Origin of the sequence: Trichococcus alkaliphilus (assembly GCF_003008695.1) — a bacterium.
GTDB classification, from domain to species: Bacteria; Bacillota; Bacilli; order Lactobacillales; family Aerococcaceae; genus Trichococcus; species Trichococcus alkaliphilus.
The window spans coordinates 1-16,441 of record NZ_PXZT01000008.1 but is presented as its reverse complement, the minus strand read 5'-3'; the positions used below and the strand labels follow the sequence as shown (position 1 = coordinate 16,441).

12 protein-coding genes are annotated in these 16,441 nt (G+C 48.2%); 3 read left to right on the top strand and 9 right to left on the bottom strand.

The features are described from left to right. Positions 1–37: 37 nt before the first annotated feature. Positions 38–1,360 carry a PTS sugar transporter subunit IIC gene (locus C7R73_RS07925; RefSeq protein ID WP_106449989.1) on the bottom strand — a complete coding sequence of 441 codons (1,323 nt, stop codon included), beginning with the start codon at positions 1,358–1,360 and terminating at the stop codon, positions 38–40. Between the two features lie 19 nt (positions 1,361–1,379). Continuing rightward, positions 1,380–2,396 carry a Gfo/Idh/MocA family oxidoreductase gene (locus tag C7R73_RS07920; RefSeq protein ID WP_106449988.1) on the bottom strand — a complete coding sequence of 339 codons (1,017 nt, stop codon included), beginning with the start codon at positions 2,394–2,396 and terminating at the stop codon, positions 1,380–1,382. A gap of 274 nt (positions 2,397–2,670) precedes the next feature. Between C7R73_RS07920 and C7R73_RS07915 the strand changes: the two genes are divergently transcribed. Both C7R73_RS07915 and C7R73_RS07910 read left to right on the top strand, forming a co-directional pair. Next, positions 2,671–3,528, top strand: a complete 858-nt coding sequence (locus tag C7R73_RS07915) for a MurR/RpiR family transcriptional regulator (RefSeq protein ID WP_086628884.1) — start codon at positions 2,671–2,673, stop codon at positions 3,526–3,528. Positions 3,529–3,842: 314 nt separating this feature from the next. Beyond that, complete coding sequence (locus C7R73_RS07910; protein ID WP_106449987.1) at positions 3,843–5,126, top strand: DEAD/DEAH box helicase; 1,284 nt, start codon at positions 3,843–3,845, stop codon at positions 5,124–5,126. Between the two features lie 267 nt (positions 5,127–5,393). Here C7R73_RS07910 and metF read toward each other — a convergent pair whose 3' ends face one another. The 7 genes from metF to rhaB all read right to left on the bottom strand — a co-directional run bounded on the left by metF (position 5,394) and on the right by rhaB (position 15,162). Further along, on the bottom strand, positions 5,394–6,254 hold the full coding sequence (gene metF / locus C7R73_RS07905; RefSeq protein ID WP_106449986.1) for a methylenetetrahydrofolate reductase [NAD(P)H]: 861 nt from the start codon (positions 6,252–6,254) through the stop codon (positions 5,394–5,396). 16 nt (positions 6,255–6,270) lie between these two features. Beyond that, entirely contained in the window at positions 6,271–8,547 is a 2,277-nt protein-coding gene (metE, locus tag C7R73_RS07900; protein WP_106449985.1) for a 5-methyltetrahydropteroyltriglutamate--homocysteine S-methyltransferase, read from the bottom strand. Positions 8,548–9,086: 539 nt separating this feature from the next. Beyond that, positions 9,087–10,244: an iron-containing alcohol dehydrogenase gene (locus tag C7R73_RS07895; RefSeq protein ID WP_106449984.1), complete on the bottom strand. Its 1,158-nt coding sequence runs from the start codon at positions 10,242–10,244 to the stop codon at positions 9,087–9,089. A gap of 158 nt (positions 10,245–10,402) precedes the next feature. Beyond that, positions 10,403–11,503: an IS200/IS605 family element RNA-guided endonuclease TnpB gene (tnpB, locus tag C7R73_RS07890; protein ID WP_106449983.1), complete on the bottom strand. Its 1,101-nt coding sequence runs from the start codon at positions 11,501–11,503 to the stop codon at positions 10,403–10,405. A 117-nt stretch (positions 11,504–11,620) separates the two neighbouring features. After that, on the bottom strand, positions 11,621–12,442 hold the full coding sequence (gene rhaD / locus C7R73_RS07885) for a rhamnulose-1-phosphate aldolase (RefSeq protein WP_239992603.1): 822 nt from the start codon (positions 12,440–12,442) through the stop codon (positions 11,621–11,623). Positions 12,443–12,452: 10 nt separating this feature from the next. Beyond that, positions 12,453–13,709 (bottom strand): L-rhamnose isomerase, encoded by a 1,257-nt coding sequence (locus C7R73_RS07880; RefSeq protein WP_106449981.1) that lies wholly within the window; start codon positions 13,707–13,709, stop codon positions 12,453–12,455. 4 nt (positions 13,710–13,713) lie between these two features. Then, positions 13,714–15,162 (bottom strand): rhamnulokinase, encoded by a 1,449-nt coding sequence (gene rhaB / locus C7R73_RS07875; protein WP_106449980.1) that lies wholly within the window; start codon positions 15,160–15,162, stop codon positions 13,714–13,716. A 117-nt stretch (positions 15,163–15,279) separates the two neighbouring features. Between rhaB and C7R73_RS07870 the strand changes: the two genes are divergently transcribed. Continuing rightward, on the top strand, positions 15,280–16,251 hold the full coding sequence (locus tag C7R73_RS07870; protein ID WP_106449979.1) for a helix-turn-helix domain-containing protein: 972 nt from the start codon (positions 15,280–15,282) through the stop codon (positions 16,249–16,251). Positions 16,252–16,441 lie beyond the last annotated feature (190 nt).

Below are 16,441 nucleotides of genomic sequence, written 5' to 3'. Positions count from 1 at the left end.
CGATTCTTTGTATTCCAATTAATATTTTATTGAATTTCTATGCTTCAACAGCTTCCATTTGATGCTGTTGCTCTTCTTCATTTTCCAGTTCCTGTTTGACAGCCAAATTATCAGCTATTTTGAAGAATGGGAAGTAGATGGCAGCTGAAAGTGCGATCTGCACGATGTTCAGCACAGCCCCTCTCCAGCCCGAAACCAGGAAGCCTGAAATGACTGGTGGAGTGGTCCAGGGGATATTCACTCCATTTGTATATGGCACGAGGCCAGTGCTCATGGAGAAATAAGCAACGGTACTCAAGACAAGCGGTGCCAAAAGGAATGGCACGATCATGATCGGATTCAGGACAATCGGCATACCGAAAATGATCGATTCATTGATCGTAAAGATTTCCGGACCAATCGACAATTTGCCCAATGCTCTGAATTGCTTCGATTTGGCTGCGAATAAGAGCAACAAGCAGAGACCGAATGTGGCACCAGAGCCGCCGACTTTGACGAAATTGCTGTAGAATTGATAGTTCACGATATTCGGTATTACCTGTCCTGCGGCCACCGCTGCAGCATTTTCGGCAGTCAGCGTCAACCAGATCGGTTGCATCACACTGCCGACGATATTCGCACCATGCAAACCAAATGACCAGAGGACACCTTCAATAATGAGCACAACGATAGTCGCCGGCAAAGTGCTGCCCAGTGCAGTCAATGGTGTCTGCAAGTTGTTAAAAATGAACGTCTGTACGTCGCCGTAGCTGGTCTGCTCAAAGCCTATGCGCACGAAGTTGAAGAAAATGATGACCAGAGCAACCGGAATCAAGGATGAGAAGGACTTCGATACGTTTTGTGGAACCGAATCGGGCATTTTGATTTTCCAACCCATTTTGTCGGTAAATCGCATGATTTCGACTGCAACGATTGCAACCAGGATGCCAACAAATAATCCGGCAGCTCCCAAGTTCCCTAATGGAATCCCGATTCCCAAGCCTTCCTCTGCAAAAGCGTGCATCGGTGTGACTACGAAAAAGGATGCCATTGCCGCAAAGATGCCGGCCATACTGTCCAATCCGTACGATTTAGCTAATTCATTACCTATCCCGACTACAACGTAAATGGTCATCATGCTCATGGAAATGTTGTTGGGGATTGTGAACATCCGTTGCCAATCGGCTCCGAACGTGTTCAGCATGAATTCGGTATAAGCGTTAATCGGCAAGTAAGCTAATAGGATAAAGAAAGACCCGATGATCAAAAGCGGCATCGCTGACATAAAGCTGTTCTTTACAGCGCTCAAATAGCGGTTTTGTTCCAATTTCACGGCTATGGGAGTCAATTTTTCCTCAAGGACATTTAATAAGTTCTCCATTTTTTATAACCTCCTAATATTATTCCTTAATCGTGTTGATGCCTTCTTCAAGAATTTCAATCTGGCGGATGGTCTCTTCATCTTTGACGATCTTTTCTTTTCCGTTCACAATCGACTCATAGACACCGGCATAGATCCGGCCGTAATCTCCAACTTCGGAAACGACTTTTTCTTCGTGGTAACGGCCCGCATCATCCATATAAGTTAGGATGCCGTAATGTTCCGGCAAATCGATCCCGAAATCAGCATTCGAAGGCATATGGAATACTTTCAAGTGCTCCTCTTGACGATCCTTGGTCTGCTTGACGAATGAGCCCTTTTTCCCGGTGACGATAAAACTTGGACGTTCTTTCAGGTGGAAATAGCTGGATTTGACGGAAATTTTCTTCGTATCATAGAAGAAGTCCAAATCGAAGTAATCGTTGAAGCGGCCTTTGCCCAAAAGCTGTCTGACATCATACGTGATGCTTTCCGGATTGCCGAAGTAGGACAAGACCTGATCGATTGTATGGCAGCCATGCCCATACAGGTAGCTGTTGATCTTAGAGAAGCTTGTGATGGACTCCGGAATTTCCGGTCTGAAGTAGTCGTAGTGCATTTCGACTTCCAAGATATCCCCCAACACGCCGCTCTCGATAACTTTTTGGACAGTCAGGAAGTCAGAGTCGAATCTGCGGTTTTGGTAGCACTGGATAAAGAGATTTTTTTCTTTCGCCAAGGCAAACAGTTCTTTGGCTTCTGCGGATGTGTTCGTGAAAGGTTTTTCAACCAGCGCGTTTTTGCCTTTTTCCAGGGCCATTTTCCCATATTGATAATGGAAGTCGGATGGCGTGGACACCACGACCAATTGGACTTCATCATCGTTCCAGATGTCTTCAATATTGTCTGTGTAAAGAACTCCTGGCACTTTTTCCCAAGCATCATTTTGTACTGGAGAAAAGATTGTCTTGACGCGGATGTTTTCGTTTTTCAGGGAGAAGGGCATGTGATAACGGTGGGCGCTTTTCCCGCCGCCGATATAAGCGATTGTTAACATAAGATAATTCCTCCATTTCTCTTGCATGGCCTCATTATAGGGAATAATAACTTCAACGAAAACGCTTTTACACCAGATAGGACCTGCTGTTCAATGCAAGTCCGAATTGTTTGTAAAACACTGAACATAATGTTCAGCGCGCATGTGAATACCCTTTGCCATTCACTGTTCGCAGTTGCCTTTTCCGGGTTTATTGCTTATATTGAAGGAAATGCCGGATCGGACAAGCGGATCGAATCGTTGCTGGATACATTACATATATGGAGGGAACAGGATGAGTTTGCTGAAAAAATTGAAATTGAAAGAAAGTTTTACGGACACCGAGCATAGAATCGCTGATTACATTTTGACAAACTTGGATGATGTGCCCGATATGGTGATCCAACAGCTTGCAGAAAATACATTCACTTCCCATTCAGCGATCATCCGACTGAGCCAGAAACTGGGTTTTTCAGGCTATCGGAGCTTCAAGGTGGCGCTGATCCATGAAATCCAAAGCAGCAAACACACGCCCACAAACGTCGATCCCAACTTCCCGTTCCTGCCGATGGACGGCTCGATGGACATCGCCAAAAAAATGGCCGACCTCACGATCGAAACGATCAGAAAAACCTTGGTGAAACTGGAAAAGGACAAACTGAACAAAGCGGCTGATTTGCTGCAAAAGGCGGATAAGATCTTTCTTTTCGCGACAGGCGATTCCCAGATCCGCGCCCGCAGCTACCAGAATAAATTCATCAAGATCAACAAGCATTTGGTCATCGCCGACGAATACGGCGAAGCGGCCTGGAATACATTAAGCATGGGTAAGAATGATTGTGCCCTGTTCATCAGCTACGGCGGCAATTCAGCGACCCACAGAAAAATCATCAAATATTTGAATTCCATGAAGATACCTTGCATCCTGCTGACCGCAAATACGGAGCAACCAACAAGCAAGCTGTGCGACCTTGTGATCGAGGTGCCTTATGATGAGTTCGACTTCTTCAAAGTCGGCACCTTCTCATCGCAGATATCCTTCGAATACATCCTGGATACGCTGTTCTCGATTCTCTACGCGCGCGAATACACAAAAAACCTCAACAGCCTCAAGCGCAAATCAGAAGCGGCGAAGAAATGGGAACTGCTCTAGGACCTGTCGAGGGATTCTGACGAAAATTCTATATGCTAGCCCGCCAAATTGATTTTGGCGGGCTTTTTTCGGGTTTGACTACTCTTTCGTGCCTTGTTTGCACCCTTATTATTCCACCCAAAAGCGGAATGCTATGACTTTTGCTTCCATTTGTGATATAGTAGGCCAGTCACGCTGTTGCTCAGAGAACCTATATAACGTTTCGCGGTGAGGAATTTGGCAAACGAGAGTCCCACTCTCTTTCCCAAACTGGCCTGACCCGAAACATACCCACTAAAATCAAATGCATGTAGAACATGCTGAAGGAGAACCATTTGTTATTTAAAGAACTAGAATTAAACCAGCACCTATTGCGCGCACTGAAAGAAGCTGGCTACACGAAAGCTACGCCCATCCAAGAAGATGCCATTCCGCATCTGATGAACAACAAGGATTTGTTGGGGTGTGCCCAAACTGGTACCGGTAAGACCGCTGCCTTTGCCCTACCGATTCTTCAGAACCTGACGGAACAAGAAACCGCTGGAAAAGGCGCCATCAAAGCGCTGATCCTTGCTCCTACCCGTGAACTTGCCCTGCAAATCGGGGAAAGCTTCCAAATTTACGCTAAATACCTTCCATTGAAGATTCAAGTCATTTTCGGTGGTGTTTCCCAGAATCCTCAGACAGCCGCGCTGAAACGCGGAACGGATATCCTGGTCGCGACACCAGGCAGACTGTTGGATCTTATCGGACAAGGATACATCAAACTGAATCAAGTAGATTTCTTTGTTTTGGATGAAGCGGATATGATGTTGGACATGGGGATGCTGCATGATGTACGCCGCATTATCCGCGAATTGCCTAAGAAACGTCAGAGCATGTTCTTCTCGGCCACTATGCCGAATGAGATCGAAAAACTTGCCGGCACTATTTTGTCAAATCCGGTGAAAGTCGAAGTCACTCCGGTTTCCTCGACTGTGGAAATCATCCACCAGAGCGTTTACCCTGTAGCCAAGACCGACAAAACCGACCTGCTTATCCACCTGTTGAAGGAAGATTCAATGGAGCGATCCCTTGTCTTCTCAAGAACGAAGCATGGCGCCAACAAGATCGTCAAAAAGCTTTTGCAAGCAGGCCTTTCAGCCGAAGCGATCCACGGAAACAAATCCCAGACCGCGCGTCAACGAGCTTTGGAAAACTTCAAGACCAAAAAAACCAGCGTTCTTGTAGCGACAGATATTGCAGCCCGTGGTATCGATGTGCCTGAACTTTCGCATGTTATTCTGTTTGATTTGCCTGAAGTTCCGGAAACCTATGTTCACCGTATCGGCCGTACAGGACGCGCAGGACGCGGCGGAAAAGCCATCTCATTCTGTGATGAAACCGAAGCATCTTTGTTGCGTGACATAGAAAAACTTATCCAGAGAAAAGTTCCGGTCGTAACAGATCAGCCTTTCCTGTTGAAAGAAGGCACGAAGGCAGCTGCACCGCAACCGAAAAAACCGGTTGCCGCGCGCAGTAACGGAACCCGCGTCAAAAACCAGCAAGGTCCAAGAGGCGGCCAAAAAGCCGCACAAAGACCGCGTTTCCAGACCAAAAAAAATACACAAAGTAACTAAGAAAAAAAGAGAGCTCCCGCCGGAAATGGCGGGAGCTCTCTTTTTTCTGAAAAAATCTGATAAATGCGGCGGGATGAGATGCCTCCTCCGGCGAACGGAGGCTTCGCCGGAGGTCGGCCCACATTTAAGATCTGTCCTCCGATAAGACGGTGCTCGTCGGAGGTGAGCCTGCAAGTCACCGTCGTCCTCCGGGGAGCGATCCCTCGCCGGAACAGGACGACGCGCAGGCCGCCCTACTCCGATAAGCGGCGCCCGACGAATTCGCATTCAGATCAAATTTTTGATCCCGTCGCAGATCCTTTTTGCGACGATTGGATTGTTCATCGTGTAGATATGGATGCCATCCACATCATGCGCCAACAAATCGACAATCTGATTGATCGCATAGGCCATGCCGGCATCGAAAAGGGCCTCTTTGTTGTCTTCGTATTTGTGCATCACTCGGGAAAATTTTTCCGGCAAGGAGGCCCCGCAGAGCGTCACCATCCTTTCGATCTGCGCTTTATTGATGACAGGCATGATGCCCGCCTCGACCGGCACCTGCATGCCGGCAATCTGGATATGCTCCTGGAAGGAGTAGAAGACATTGTTGTCGAAGAAAAGCTGGGAAATCAGATGTTGCACCCCGCTATCCACTTTCTCCTTCAGATGGGCGATATCCTCGACTTTGTTCTTCGATTCCGTATGGCATTCCGGATAACAGGCGCCGCTGATGGAAAAGTCGCCGTATTGCCTGATGAATTTCACCAAATCGCTGGCATATCGGAAATCCTTCTTTGCTTCCACCTCCGGATTGACATCCCCGCGCAAGGCCAGGATGCTGTCGATATCCGCGTCCTTCAGTTCTTCCAACAGCTCGCAGATTTCGAATTTCGAGGAATTCAGACAAGTCAGATGCACGAGCGGATCGATACCGAATTGATGCTTGATCCGTTTTGCCAAGGCGACGGTCTGGTTATTCGTATGGCTTCCGCCGGCGCCGAAAGTGACGCTGATGAAATCAGGGTTCAGTTCGCTCAGGATCGCCAGTGTCTCGTCGATGTTCTGGATCGCTTTATCGCGCTTCGGCGGAAAAATTTCGAAGGAAAGCACCGGTTTTTTCTTTTGGAATTTGGATTCTATTTTCATCAGCCTTCACCTCTTTTCAGACCAAAACTGCGTCTTTGATGATTTTCGCCGCCGCCACAAGATTGGCCAGACTTTCTTTCGTTTCTTTGATGCCTCTGGTTTTCAGTCCGCAATCCGGATTGATCCATAGGTTTTCTTCATCTATCTTCGTCAGCGCGTTCTTCAATACCGCCACCATTTCTTCGACACTAGGCACGCGCGGCGAGTGGATGTCATATACGCCCGGTCCGACTTCCGTTTCGAATTTGTTAGCCTTCAAGGCATCGATGATCGTCAGTTTGGAACGGGAGGCTTCGAAGGAAATGACATCCGCATCCATGTTGTCGATATCCTTTACGATCTCCTCGAATTCGCTGTAGCACATATGCGTATGCACCTGCGTCTCCGGCCTCACACCACTGTGGCAAAGGCGGAATGCCGGAATCGCCCAATCAAGGTACTCGCTCGCCCATTCTTCTCTGCGGATTGGTAACTTCTCCTTCAGAGCCGCTTCATCGATCTGGATGATTTTGATGCCCGCTTCCTCCAAATCGAGAACCTCTTCGCGGATCGCCAGACCGATCTGGAAAGCCATCTCCCTCAGCGAAATGTCCTCACGTGGGAACGACCAGTTCAGGATCGTCACCGGACCTGTCAGCATCCCTTTGACCGGTTTGTCGGAAAGACTCTGCGCATATTTCGAATAGAACACGGTAATCGGGTTTTCGCGTCGGATATCACCGAAGATGATCGGTGGCTTGACGCATCTTGTTCCGTAGGACTGTACCCAGGCTTTTTCGGTAAATACGTATCCTGCCAGGTTTTCACCGAAGAATTCAACCATGTCATTGCGCTCGGATTCGCCGTGGACCAGCACATCCAGCCCCAGTTCCTCCTGCAGATCGATGCATTCTTTGATGAATCCTTTGATGTTTTCATCATATTCGGCTTTTGAGATCGCGCCTTTGCGGTACTTGCTGCGGTTCTGCTTGACTTCCCTCGTCTGCGGGAAGGAACCAATCGTCGTTGTCGGCAACAGACCCAGTTGCAGTTTCTCCTTTTGGATCGCTCTCCGTTTTTTTCTCGGAACGTTTCTGACAAAATCTCTTTCTGTCAAGCTTGCTACGGACGCTTGCACGTGCTTGTCTTCATAGACCCGGTCCGCTGAAAAGACTTGCTGATTCGCAAGATAGGCTTCCAGCTCTTCATATCCGGAAGTTCCGATCAATTCCGTCAGTTCCTTGATTTCCTGCAGTCTTTCCTTCGCGAACGCGAAATACTGGGATACTTCATCAGGCAAGCTCGTCTCATTTTCCAGCGTGTAGGGAACATGCAGCAATGAACACGAAGTGCTGATGACGATGTCGTTGCTGTACTTTTCCAGCCCATTGACCAAGTCGATGACCTTTTTGTAGTCGCTCTTCCAGATGTTTTTCCCGTTCAGGACGCCGGCAAACAAAGTTTTATCAGCCGGAAAGCCATGTCTTTCCAAAAGTTCCACCGTTTGCTTGCCTTCGATGAAGTCAAGGCCGATGCCATCGAAGTCCAGCCCGATCACTTCTTCGTAGCTGTCCCTGATATCCCCGAAGTATGTCTGCAACAATACTTTTACGTTGCCCTTATGTGCCAGCACCTTTTCGTACAGGGAAGCAAACAACGCCACATCTTCATCGGACAGATCGGTGACCAAGCTCGGTTCATCGAACTGCACCCACGCCACGCCTTGCTCATTGAACCGGTCGAGTATTGCGATGTAGGCATTTGCCACTTGGTCGGCAAAATCATTTATTGTTTTGGAACCTTTATATTTGGCCAGTTTCAGGAAAGTGAATCCGCCGATGATGACCGGTTTGGTCAGCACGCCGATTTCTTTTGCTTCTTCATACTCGGCGAAAGGCTTGTCGCCCGCCAATTTGATTTCGGTGTCGTCGGACAGCTCAGGAACCAAATAATGATAATTGGTGTTGAACCATTTCTTCATCGCCAACGCTTTGACGTCGCCGGCTTCGCCCTGGTAGCCGCGCGCAGCCGCGAAATAAGTGTCGCGCTCGTTCAAGCCCAGCTGTCTGTAGCTGTTGGGCAGCGCATTCAACAAGACAGTCACATCCAGCAAGTTGTCGTAATATGAAAAATCATTCGAAGGGATATGGGTGATGCCGGCAGCCTGCTGCAGATTCCAGTGCATTATCTTAAGACCCTTTGCGACTTTCTCCAACTCTTCTACTGAAATTTCTTTTCTGAAATATTTTTCGGATGCGAACTTCAACTCGCGCCCTTTGCCTACTCTTGGAAAACCGATTAGTGAACTGTTCATTTTGAATTCCTCCATTTCATTTTTTTGGTTCCTGCTATTTCAAGTCCCTTCCCAGTCATCAGGGAAAACTGCGAACATGATGTCTTACCGCTGTCCCGATAGTTGCTGATCAGCTTCTATCAGAAGGTTGCTCCAGTATGCCATGGAAAATGGATATAGGATAACACTTAATAAATATACGCAGTTATAGATTTATGCTATATGAGTAAGTGGGCCAATCCAGATTAGCCGGAGTTGAGCCAGGTTTTGTCGGCTGTTTCGAGCGTTTCACTTCGCGAAATGTTGAGAGATCCGACTTTTGTCGACTGTTCCGAGCGCTTCGTGGTACGAACAGCCTAGAGTTCGAGCTTCTGTCGGCTGTTTGCTATTCATGGCATCCTCAACAACCGACATCCAGTTCTATAACCGTCTTTTGGCACAGCAAAGAAGAGCCGCCTCAAAAATCGAGATGGCTCTTCTTTAGTATGGATAACCTTATTTTGGACAAATTCGGATTATCTGAAATTTTTGAAAAAGTTGTTTTTTAGCTCAGGTTTGGATTATTGGAACAATTTTTTGTACATCGCAATCGTTTCTTCTAATGTCGGAGTGAATGGGTTTCCTGGTGCGCAGGCATCGATCATGGCATTTTTGGACAGGTAGTCATAATCGAATTCCTCTTCCTTGATGCCCAGCTCATTCAATGATGTTGGAATACCGACAACTTTGGACAAACGTTTGATTTCTTCGACCGTGTAGTCTGCGCAGGCTTGATCGGATACGTCAGCTGTCACTGCCAATCCTAATGCTTTCGCTACTTTGCGGAAACGTTCAGGTGCAAATTTAGCATTTTCAGCTTCCACGATCGGCAACAGCATCGCACAGCAGACACCGTGCGGCAAGTGGTAGACGGCACCCAATTGGTGAGCCATCGAATGCACATAACCAAGGCCGGCATTGTTGAATGCCATTCCGCCCAAGAAGATGGCGTTGACCATTTTGTCGCGCGCATCCAAGTCAGTTCCGTTTTCTACAGCTTTCGGCAAGTATTCGCGGATCAATTCGATCGCTCCGGAAGCCAAGACTTCGGTCACAGGGTAAGCGCCAGGCGTTACCATCGATTCGATCGCATGCGTCAAAGCATCCATCCCGGTCGCCGCAGTCAATGATTTCGGCATCGTCAGCATCAATTCAGGGTCGTTCACGGAAATCTTCGCCAAGCTGTTTTTGTCGACCATAACCATCTTCACTTTGCGATCTTCGTCGGTGATGACGTAGTTGATCGTGATTTCAGCGGATGTTCCGGCAGTCGTGTTGATTGCCACAACCGGTAAGCCGGCCTTTGCCGATTTATGCAAACCTTCGTAATCCTGCGGTTTGCCGCCGTTCGTCAGGATGATGCTGATAGCGCTCGCTGCATCCTGCGGAGAACCGCCGCCGAAGGAAATGATGAAGTCGCAGTTTTCCGCTTGCGCCATAGCCACGCCTTCATTCACGTTTTTGCAGGTCGGGTTCGGATCGACATCCACATAAATCACATAATCGATAGCGGCTTTGTCCAATTCTGCCAAGACAACGTCAATCATTTCGCTTTTGGCCAAGAAGTTATCCGTAACGAACAAAGCTTTCTTGTAGCCAAGATCCTTCACATTGCTGCCTAATTCCTTGATGCAGCCTATTCCGATAAGGTTTGTTGCTGGTACATAAAAAGTTGCCATTTTGCGTTATCCCCTTTTGATAAGATTAGATGGTGAACTACTTACGACTCAAGTCGCGAGCTTCCTACGACCTCCTTCCTTGCCTGCGGATGTCTTTACAGACAGCGGGAATGGATATGGAGTAGGCTCAAAAGGCAGTCCCTGCCTCAGTGGTTTTTTTACTTGGCCAAAGCCAAGAGGTTCTTGCTGGCATTGATGTCCCGGTCATGGGTTGTGCCGCAGTTCGGACAGGTCCAATCACGGATATGCAAAGCCTTCTTGCCGTCGCGGTGTCCACAAGCGGAACAAATTTGGCTGGACGGATAGAACCTGTCCGCCTTGATGAGCGTTCGGCCTTTCCATTCCGCTTTGTACGCCAACTGTCGGCTGAATTCGAACCAACTGACATCCCCGATTGCTTTCGCAAGTCTGTGGTTCTTCATCAGATTGGAGCTCCGCAACGTCTCGATCACGATGACTTGGTTTTCGTCTGTGATCCGGTTGGAGAGTTTGTGCAGGAAGTCCTTGCGTTGGTTCGCAATCTTTTCGTGTTTTTTGGCAAGTACTAAGCGTGCCTTTTCACGGTTCTTGCTGCCTTTTTGCTTGCGGGACAAGGCGCGTTGGGCTTTCTTGACTTTCTTTTCGGATTTCCGCAAACACTTTGGATTCGGGTGTTTTTCGATGTTGCCCGCATCATTTGTGGTGACGGCAAAATCGGAAAGGCCAAGATCGATGCCGATCTTATGTTCCGCCGGTAGCCATTCAGGCGTTTCTTGTTCCACCAAAATAGAAATGAAGTAGTTGCCGGCCTTGTTCATCGAAATCGTGCAGGATTTGATTAGCCCATCAAAATCCCGGTGCTGTTTGATTGTGACGAAACCAATCTTCGGCAGTCTGATTTTTCCGTTTTCGATGCGGATGGTTCCGCCCTGGTTGTTGGTGGTGTAGGATGCTTTTGATTTGTGCTTGGCTTTGAATTTCGGAAAACCGACAGACTTGTCGCGGAAGAAATTCTGGTAGGCCTTATTCAGGTTTTGGCCGGCATTCGCCAAAGCCAGGTTGTCCACTTCTTTCAGGAACGGAAATTCTTCTTTGAAGGAAGTATAGGTCCTCGGATTGATGGCTTTCAGCAGTTCTCTGTCATCTTTATAGGTTTCGTAAATTTCTTTTCGGTTAGCCAACATCTGATTGAAGATGAACCGTGCGGAGCCAAAACAATTGGCGAAATAAATTTTCTGTTCCTGATTGGGATACAAGCGGAACTGATAGGCTTTTAGCATGATACGCACCTCTTTGGCTTCATTATACACCTACGAACATGCGTTCACAAAACAAAAAGAATGAAACCAGACCGTGCTGCCTAACTCATGACTGAAGTCACGAAATTGCGGCAGCACTTATTTCAAGTAACCCGCTCTTGGGGTTACAGAGAAACGTTTGCCCAGATTGCTTAATTGCTCATCAGTGATTTCCTGTCTGATGCCGCCTTGTGATTGTACAAGCGTGTATACTGTAGCTGATTTTTCAGCAGTTTCGACCAAACCGAAGCACTCTTCCAAATCTTTTCCGGCTGCATACAAACCATGGTGCGGCCATACGATCAGACGGTACTCCTTCATTTTCTCAGCAGTTGCTTCGCCAATTTCGTTCGTTCCAGGCATCAACCAAGGCAGGATGCCCACGCCTTCAGGGAACACGACCAATGACTCAGTACACATTTTCCAAAGGATGCGCGTGAAGCTTCTTTCATCCAACTCGCAAGAGAATGACATCGCCAACAGGTTAGTGGCGTGGCAGTGGTAAACGACACGGTTTTCAGGATCGACCGACAAGCGCGAAATGTGTGACATCAAATGAGCAGGCAATTCGCTTGTAGGAGCCGCTCCATTTTCGTATCCCCATAACAGGTCTACACTGTTGCCTTCCGCAGTCACTTTCAGGATTCCCAAGACATCAGCCGGGTCATGGATGACGTTTTTGAAGAATTTACCTGTTCCGGTGACCAAGAAATATTTCCCGGCCAAAGCTTTTCCGTCGAAAGCGATCGGAATGTTGCGTTTCACTTCGTTAAGATCCAGATATTCCGTGATTTCCTCTTCTTTCAGCAAGTAGGACAAGTTGCCGCTGTTTCTTTCGTGCCAGCCGAATTTGTACATGACGTCCGTCAACAGCATGACTTCTTTGATGAATGGTGCTTCTAAAATGTTTTTCATTTTGATGGTTTCCCCCTTATTTACGTTCCGTCAGAATTTTTTGTTCGTAGTTTTTTACTTCAGTCAGCCATTCCGTACCAGCCGGAACATTTTGTTGTTGGCAATAGAATTCCCAGACAGCGCCGAATGGATAAGATTTCATTTCTTCCGTGACAGCCAAACGTGTTGTGAAGTCGCCAGTGCTTTCGGCATCCTTCAATGTTTCGATCGGGCTCAACATACCCAACAACAAGGATTTCAAGGTGCTGCGCGCGCCGATGACCATGGCTGCGACACGGTTGATTGTTGCATCGAAGAAGTCCATGCCGATGAACGTTTTGTCCAACAAGTCGTTGCGCACCAATGTTTCGCCGATGCGGGTAGTCGCTTCATCCAAGATGACCACGTGATCGGAATCCCAACGAATCGGACGGCTCACGTGCAGCATCAAACCTTTGCCGAAAGGCAGGAAGGCCGTGAATTTATCGGAAACATCCTCGGTTGGGTGGAAATGTCCCGCATCAATTGTCCACAAGATGTCCCTTGTTAATGCGTAAGACAGGTAGAAATCGTTGGAACCGGTCGTGAAGCTTTCAGCACCGATGCCGAAGAGTTTTCCTTCGACTGCGTCCAACATGTGCGCATCATCGAATTTCTCTTCCAAACATTGATCCAACGCATCGCGCAGGCGTACACGCGGAGACATTTTGTCGATTGGATTGTCTTTGTAGCCATCCGGGATCCAGATGTTGTTTACGCAAGTTTGGTTCAGTTCTTCGCCGAAGTAAGCGGCCACTTTACGACTGCGTTTCACGTGCTCGATCCAGAATGCTTGTGTTTCAGGGTCGCTGCTGGACAACGTGCCGTCTGTCGATTTTGGATGTGAGAAGCAGGTAGGGTTGAAATCCAATCCAAGACCTTTTTCTTTTGCCCATTGCACCCATTTTCCGTAGTGCTTCGGTTCGATCTGATCCAAGTCGATTTTTTCGTCTGTATCCACATAGATGGCATGCAGATTCACTTTATGGTTACCGGGGATCAGGCTCAAAGCTTTATCCAAATCGGCACGCAGTTGTGCTGGTGTCGTTGCTTTGCCTGGGTAGTTGCCGCTGACGGAAATCCCGCCGGTCAAGGCTTGATCAGGGAACATGAATCCCAATACATCGTCCCCTTGCCAGCATTGCAATGAAACCTTGATTTGGCTCAGTTTTTCAAGTACTGCATCTGTATCCACACCGATGGCGGCGTATTTTTGTTTTGCTAAAGTGTATGCTTCTTCAATAGGTTTTGTCATCTGTCTATACTCCAATCTTTTCTTCGTATTTTTTTAAGTGCTCCCGGTCTGCGATCGGGTTTGGTGGATATTCTTCAACGTGGATCTGACTTCTCAGCCAAGTTCTGGCTTCCGCCAGGTCAGCAAATTCTCCAGCTGCGATCATCTGCACGATCAGGTTTCCGATTGCGGTGCCTTCGGTAGGTCCGGCAACGACCAACTTCCCGGTGACATCGGCTGTCAGCTGATTCAGGAGTTTGACGTTCGCTCCGCCGCCGACGATGTGCAACACATCAATCGTTTCCTTCGTTAATGCTTCGACTTTCTTCAGTTCATGCGCATAGGCCAAGGCCAGATTGCTGTACACGCACATCACCAATTCACCGGTTGTTTCCGGAACGATTTCGCCCCGTTCGCGGCAGTAGGCTTGGATTTCCTCAATCATGTTTGCCGGATTGAGGAAGCGCGGATCGTTCAGATCGACATACTGCAGGAACGGTTCAACCGCGTAAGCCATCTGCGCCATTTCACCGTAGGAGTGGCGGTAATCCAGGTTGCGCGCGATTTCCTGCACGAACCACATGCCGGTGATGTTCTTCAGGAAACGATAGGTCCCGTAAGCGCCCCACTCATTCGTGAAGTTCGCTTCGTAGGCGGGACGGCCGTTGATCGGTGCGTCGTTTTCGACACCGATCAATGACCAGGTTCCGCTGCTGAGGTAGGCCCATTTCCCGCCCAGCGCCGGCACGCCGACGATGGCGGATGCCGTATCATGCGTCGCCGCAGCGATCACTTCGATTTTGGGCAAATCATAGCTTTCCATCAGATCAGCCTTCACATCGCCGATTTTCGTTCCTGGCACAACCAGTTCCGGAAACTTCGCTCTCGGGATGCCGACAAGTTCAAGCAAGTCGTTATCGAACTCGCCGGTTTCGAGATTCAGCATCTGCGAAGAGGACACGTTCGTCACTTCTCCGACCATCTCACCGGTCAACCGATATGCCAGATAATCCGGTATCATCAGTATTTTGTCCGTCCTGGCCAACAAGTCCTTGTCCTCTTCATACAGTTGATACAATGTATTGAAGTTCAGGAACTGGATGCCCGTTTTGGCGTAGATCGTCTCTTTGCCGATCACTTGTGCCACTTTTTCCATCGTATTTTTCGTGCGTTCGTCCCGGTAACTGATCGGCAGCTGCAGCAATTGGCCGTCCGTTCCGATCAGGCAGTAGTCGACCGCCCATGTATCGATCCCGAGATGGCATTCCGTCACGCCGAGTGCCTTCAGTTTGGATAGTCCCGTCAGGATTTCCTGGAAAATGGTTTCGATATCCCATCTGTCCGATCCGTCGATGCGGCTGAAGCCATTTTTGAAACGGTGCACTTCCTGCAACGCCAATTGTTTATTATCTATTTCCGCCAGCATGATCCGCCCGCTGGAGGCGCCGATATCTATCATCGTATAGTACTTCATATACTTGTTTCACACCTCCACCTTGTAATTGTTTACATTACTATTAAACAACTTCTGGATTTATGCTACAATGTCACTGAATGAGTTGTGAGTACCAAATATACAGGAGGTGTCCAAATGGATCTGATTGCGCTGTTATCGCAGGAATCTGTCATCGAAAAGGAACAGAAAAAGCGGCATAAATTTGTGCCCGATCTGCCGGAGCTGGAGGGGGAAGTGATCCGGGTGCCAAAGATCAAGGAGCATCTGTTTTTCGAAAACAAGGATATCTACATCAGCAAACACAACCGCTATGCCGCCTATCCGGAGCACTCGCACCAATTCCTCGAGCTCAACTACATCGTCAAGGGCGAATGCCGCCAGATCATCAACGGAGTCCCTTACCTGTTGAGGGAAGGCGATATCCTGCTTATGGACACCGGCAGCGAGCATTCCATCGAGGCGCTCGGCAAGAACGACCTGCTTTTGAACATCCTTTTCAACAACAAAAGCATCTCGATCAACTGGCTGATGAACATGAACCACAACGACAGCATCCTCTACAAAATCCTGCTGACGAACAACCCGCTGGACACGAACGCCGCGAATTTTATTTTGTTCCGCAATGAACAGAATGAGCACATCAAGCAGATCATCAACAATATGGCCGACGAATATTTCTTCCCGAAGGTCTTTTCCGGAAAGATCATCAGCAGCTACCTGCCGATCCTGCTTTACGAATTAGCGCGCTCGCTTCCGCACGAGTACAGCGAAACGTTCAGCAAAAAGGACCCCTTTTACGAGGTCCTCCAGCTGATTGATTCCGAGTTCACGACGCTGACCCTGGATGCTGCCTCCAAACGGCTGAACTTCAACAAGAATTACTTGAGCAACATGATCAAAAAGCGCAGCGGCCAGACATTCACGGAACTGTTGAACGAAAAGCGGCTGCTGAAGGCCAACCTGCTCATCGAATCCACCGAAATCCCGATCCAGACGATCCTGACCGAAGTCGGCTTCTCGAACAAGACCTATTTCTATACGTGCTATAAAAACAGATTCCATTGTTTGCCCTCAGAAGTGCGAAAAAACGGAGCTGCCTCGAAATGAGACTGCTCCGTTTCTTTTGTTTAATGGTATTGTTATCTGTTTGTCTCTGGGATTCGAGTTCGTGGCGAGATTCCCCGTCAAAGTGGTTTCGGCGGGTTTTATGACTGTTGTTTGGACTGAAATAGCCCGCCAAAGTACTTTGAGGCTGCTGAAAAAGTAGCTTAGATAACATAAAAGGATTAACAAAAAT

Bases quoted from the DNA above. Each gene is read 5' to 3' on its own strand.
- metE (WP_106449985.1), bottom strand. From the start codon at position 8,547: ATGAACAGTTCACTAATCGGTTTTCCAAGAGTAGGCAAAGGGCGCGAG.
- rhaB (WP_106449980.1), bottom strand. From the start codon at position 15,162: ATGAAGTACTATACGATGATAGATATCGGCGCCTCCAGCGGGCGGATC.
- C7R73_RS07895 (WP_106449984.1), bottom strand. From the start codon at position 10,244: ATGGCAACTTTTTATGTACCAGCAACAAACCTTATCGGAATAGGCTGC.
- C7R73_RS07880 (WP_106449981.1), bottom strand. From the start codon at position 13,709: ATGACAAAACCTATTGAAGAAGCATACACTTTAGCAAAACAAAAATAC.
- C7R73_RS07915 (WP_086628884.1), top strand. From the start codon at position 2,671: ATGAGTTTGCTGAAAAAATTGAAATTGAAAGAAAGTTTTACGGACACC.
- C7R73_RS07920 (WP_106449988.1), bottom strand. From the start codon at position 2,396: ATGTTAACAATCGCTTATATCGGCGGCGGGAAAAGCGCCCACCGTTAT.
- tnpB (WP_106449983.1), bottom strand. From the start codon at position 11,503: ATGCTAAAAGCCTATCAGTTCCGCTTGTATCCCAATCAGGAACAGAAA.
- C7R73_RS07870 (WP_106449979.1), top strand. From the start codon at position 15,280: ATGGATCTGATTGCGCTGTTATCGCAGGAATCTGTCATCGAAAAGGAA.
- metF (WP_106449986.1), bottom strand. From the start codon at position 6,254: ATGAAAATAGAATCCAAATTCCAAAAGAAAAAACCGGTGCTTTCCTTC.
- C7R73_RS07925 (WP_106449989.1), bottom strand. From the start codon at position 1,360: ATGGAGAACTTATTAAATGTCCTTGAGGAAAAATTGACTCCCATAGCC.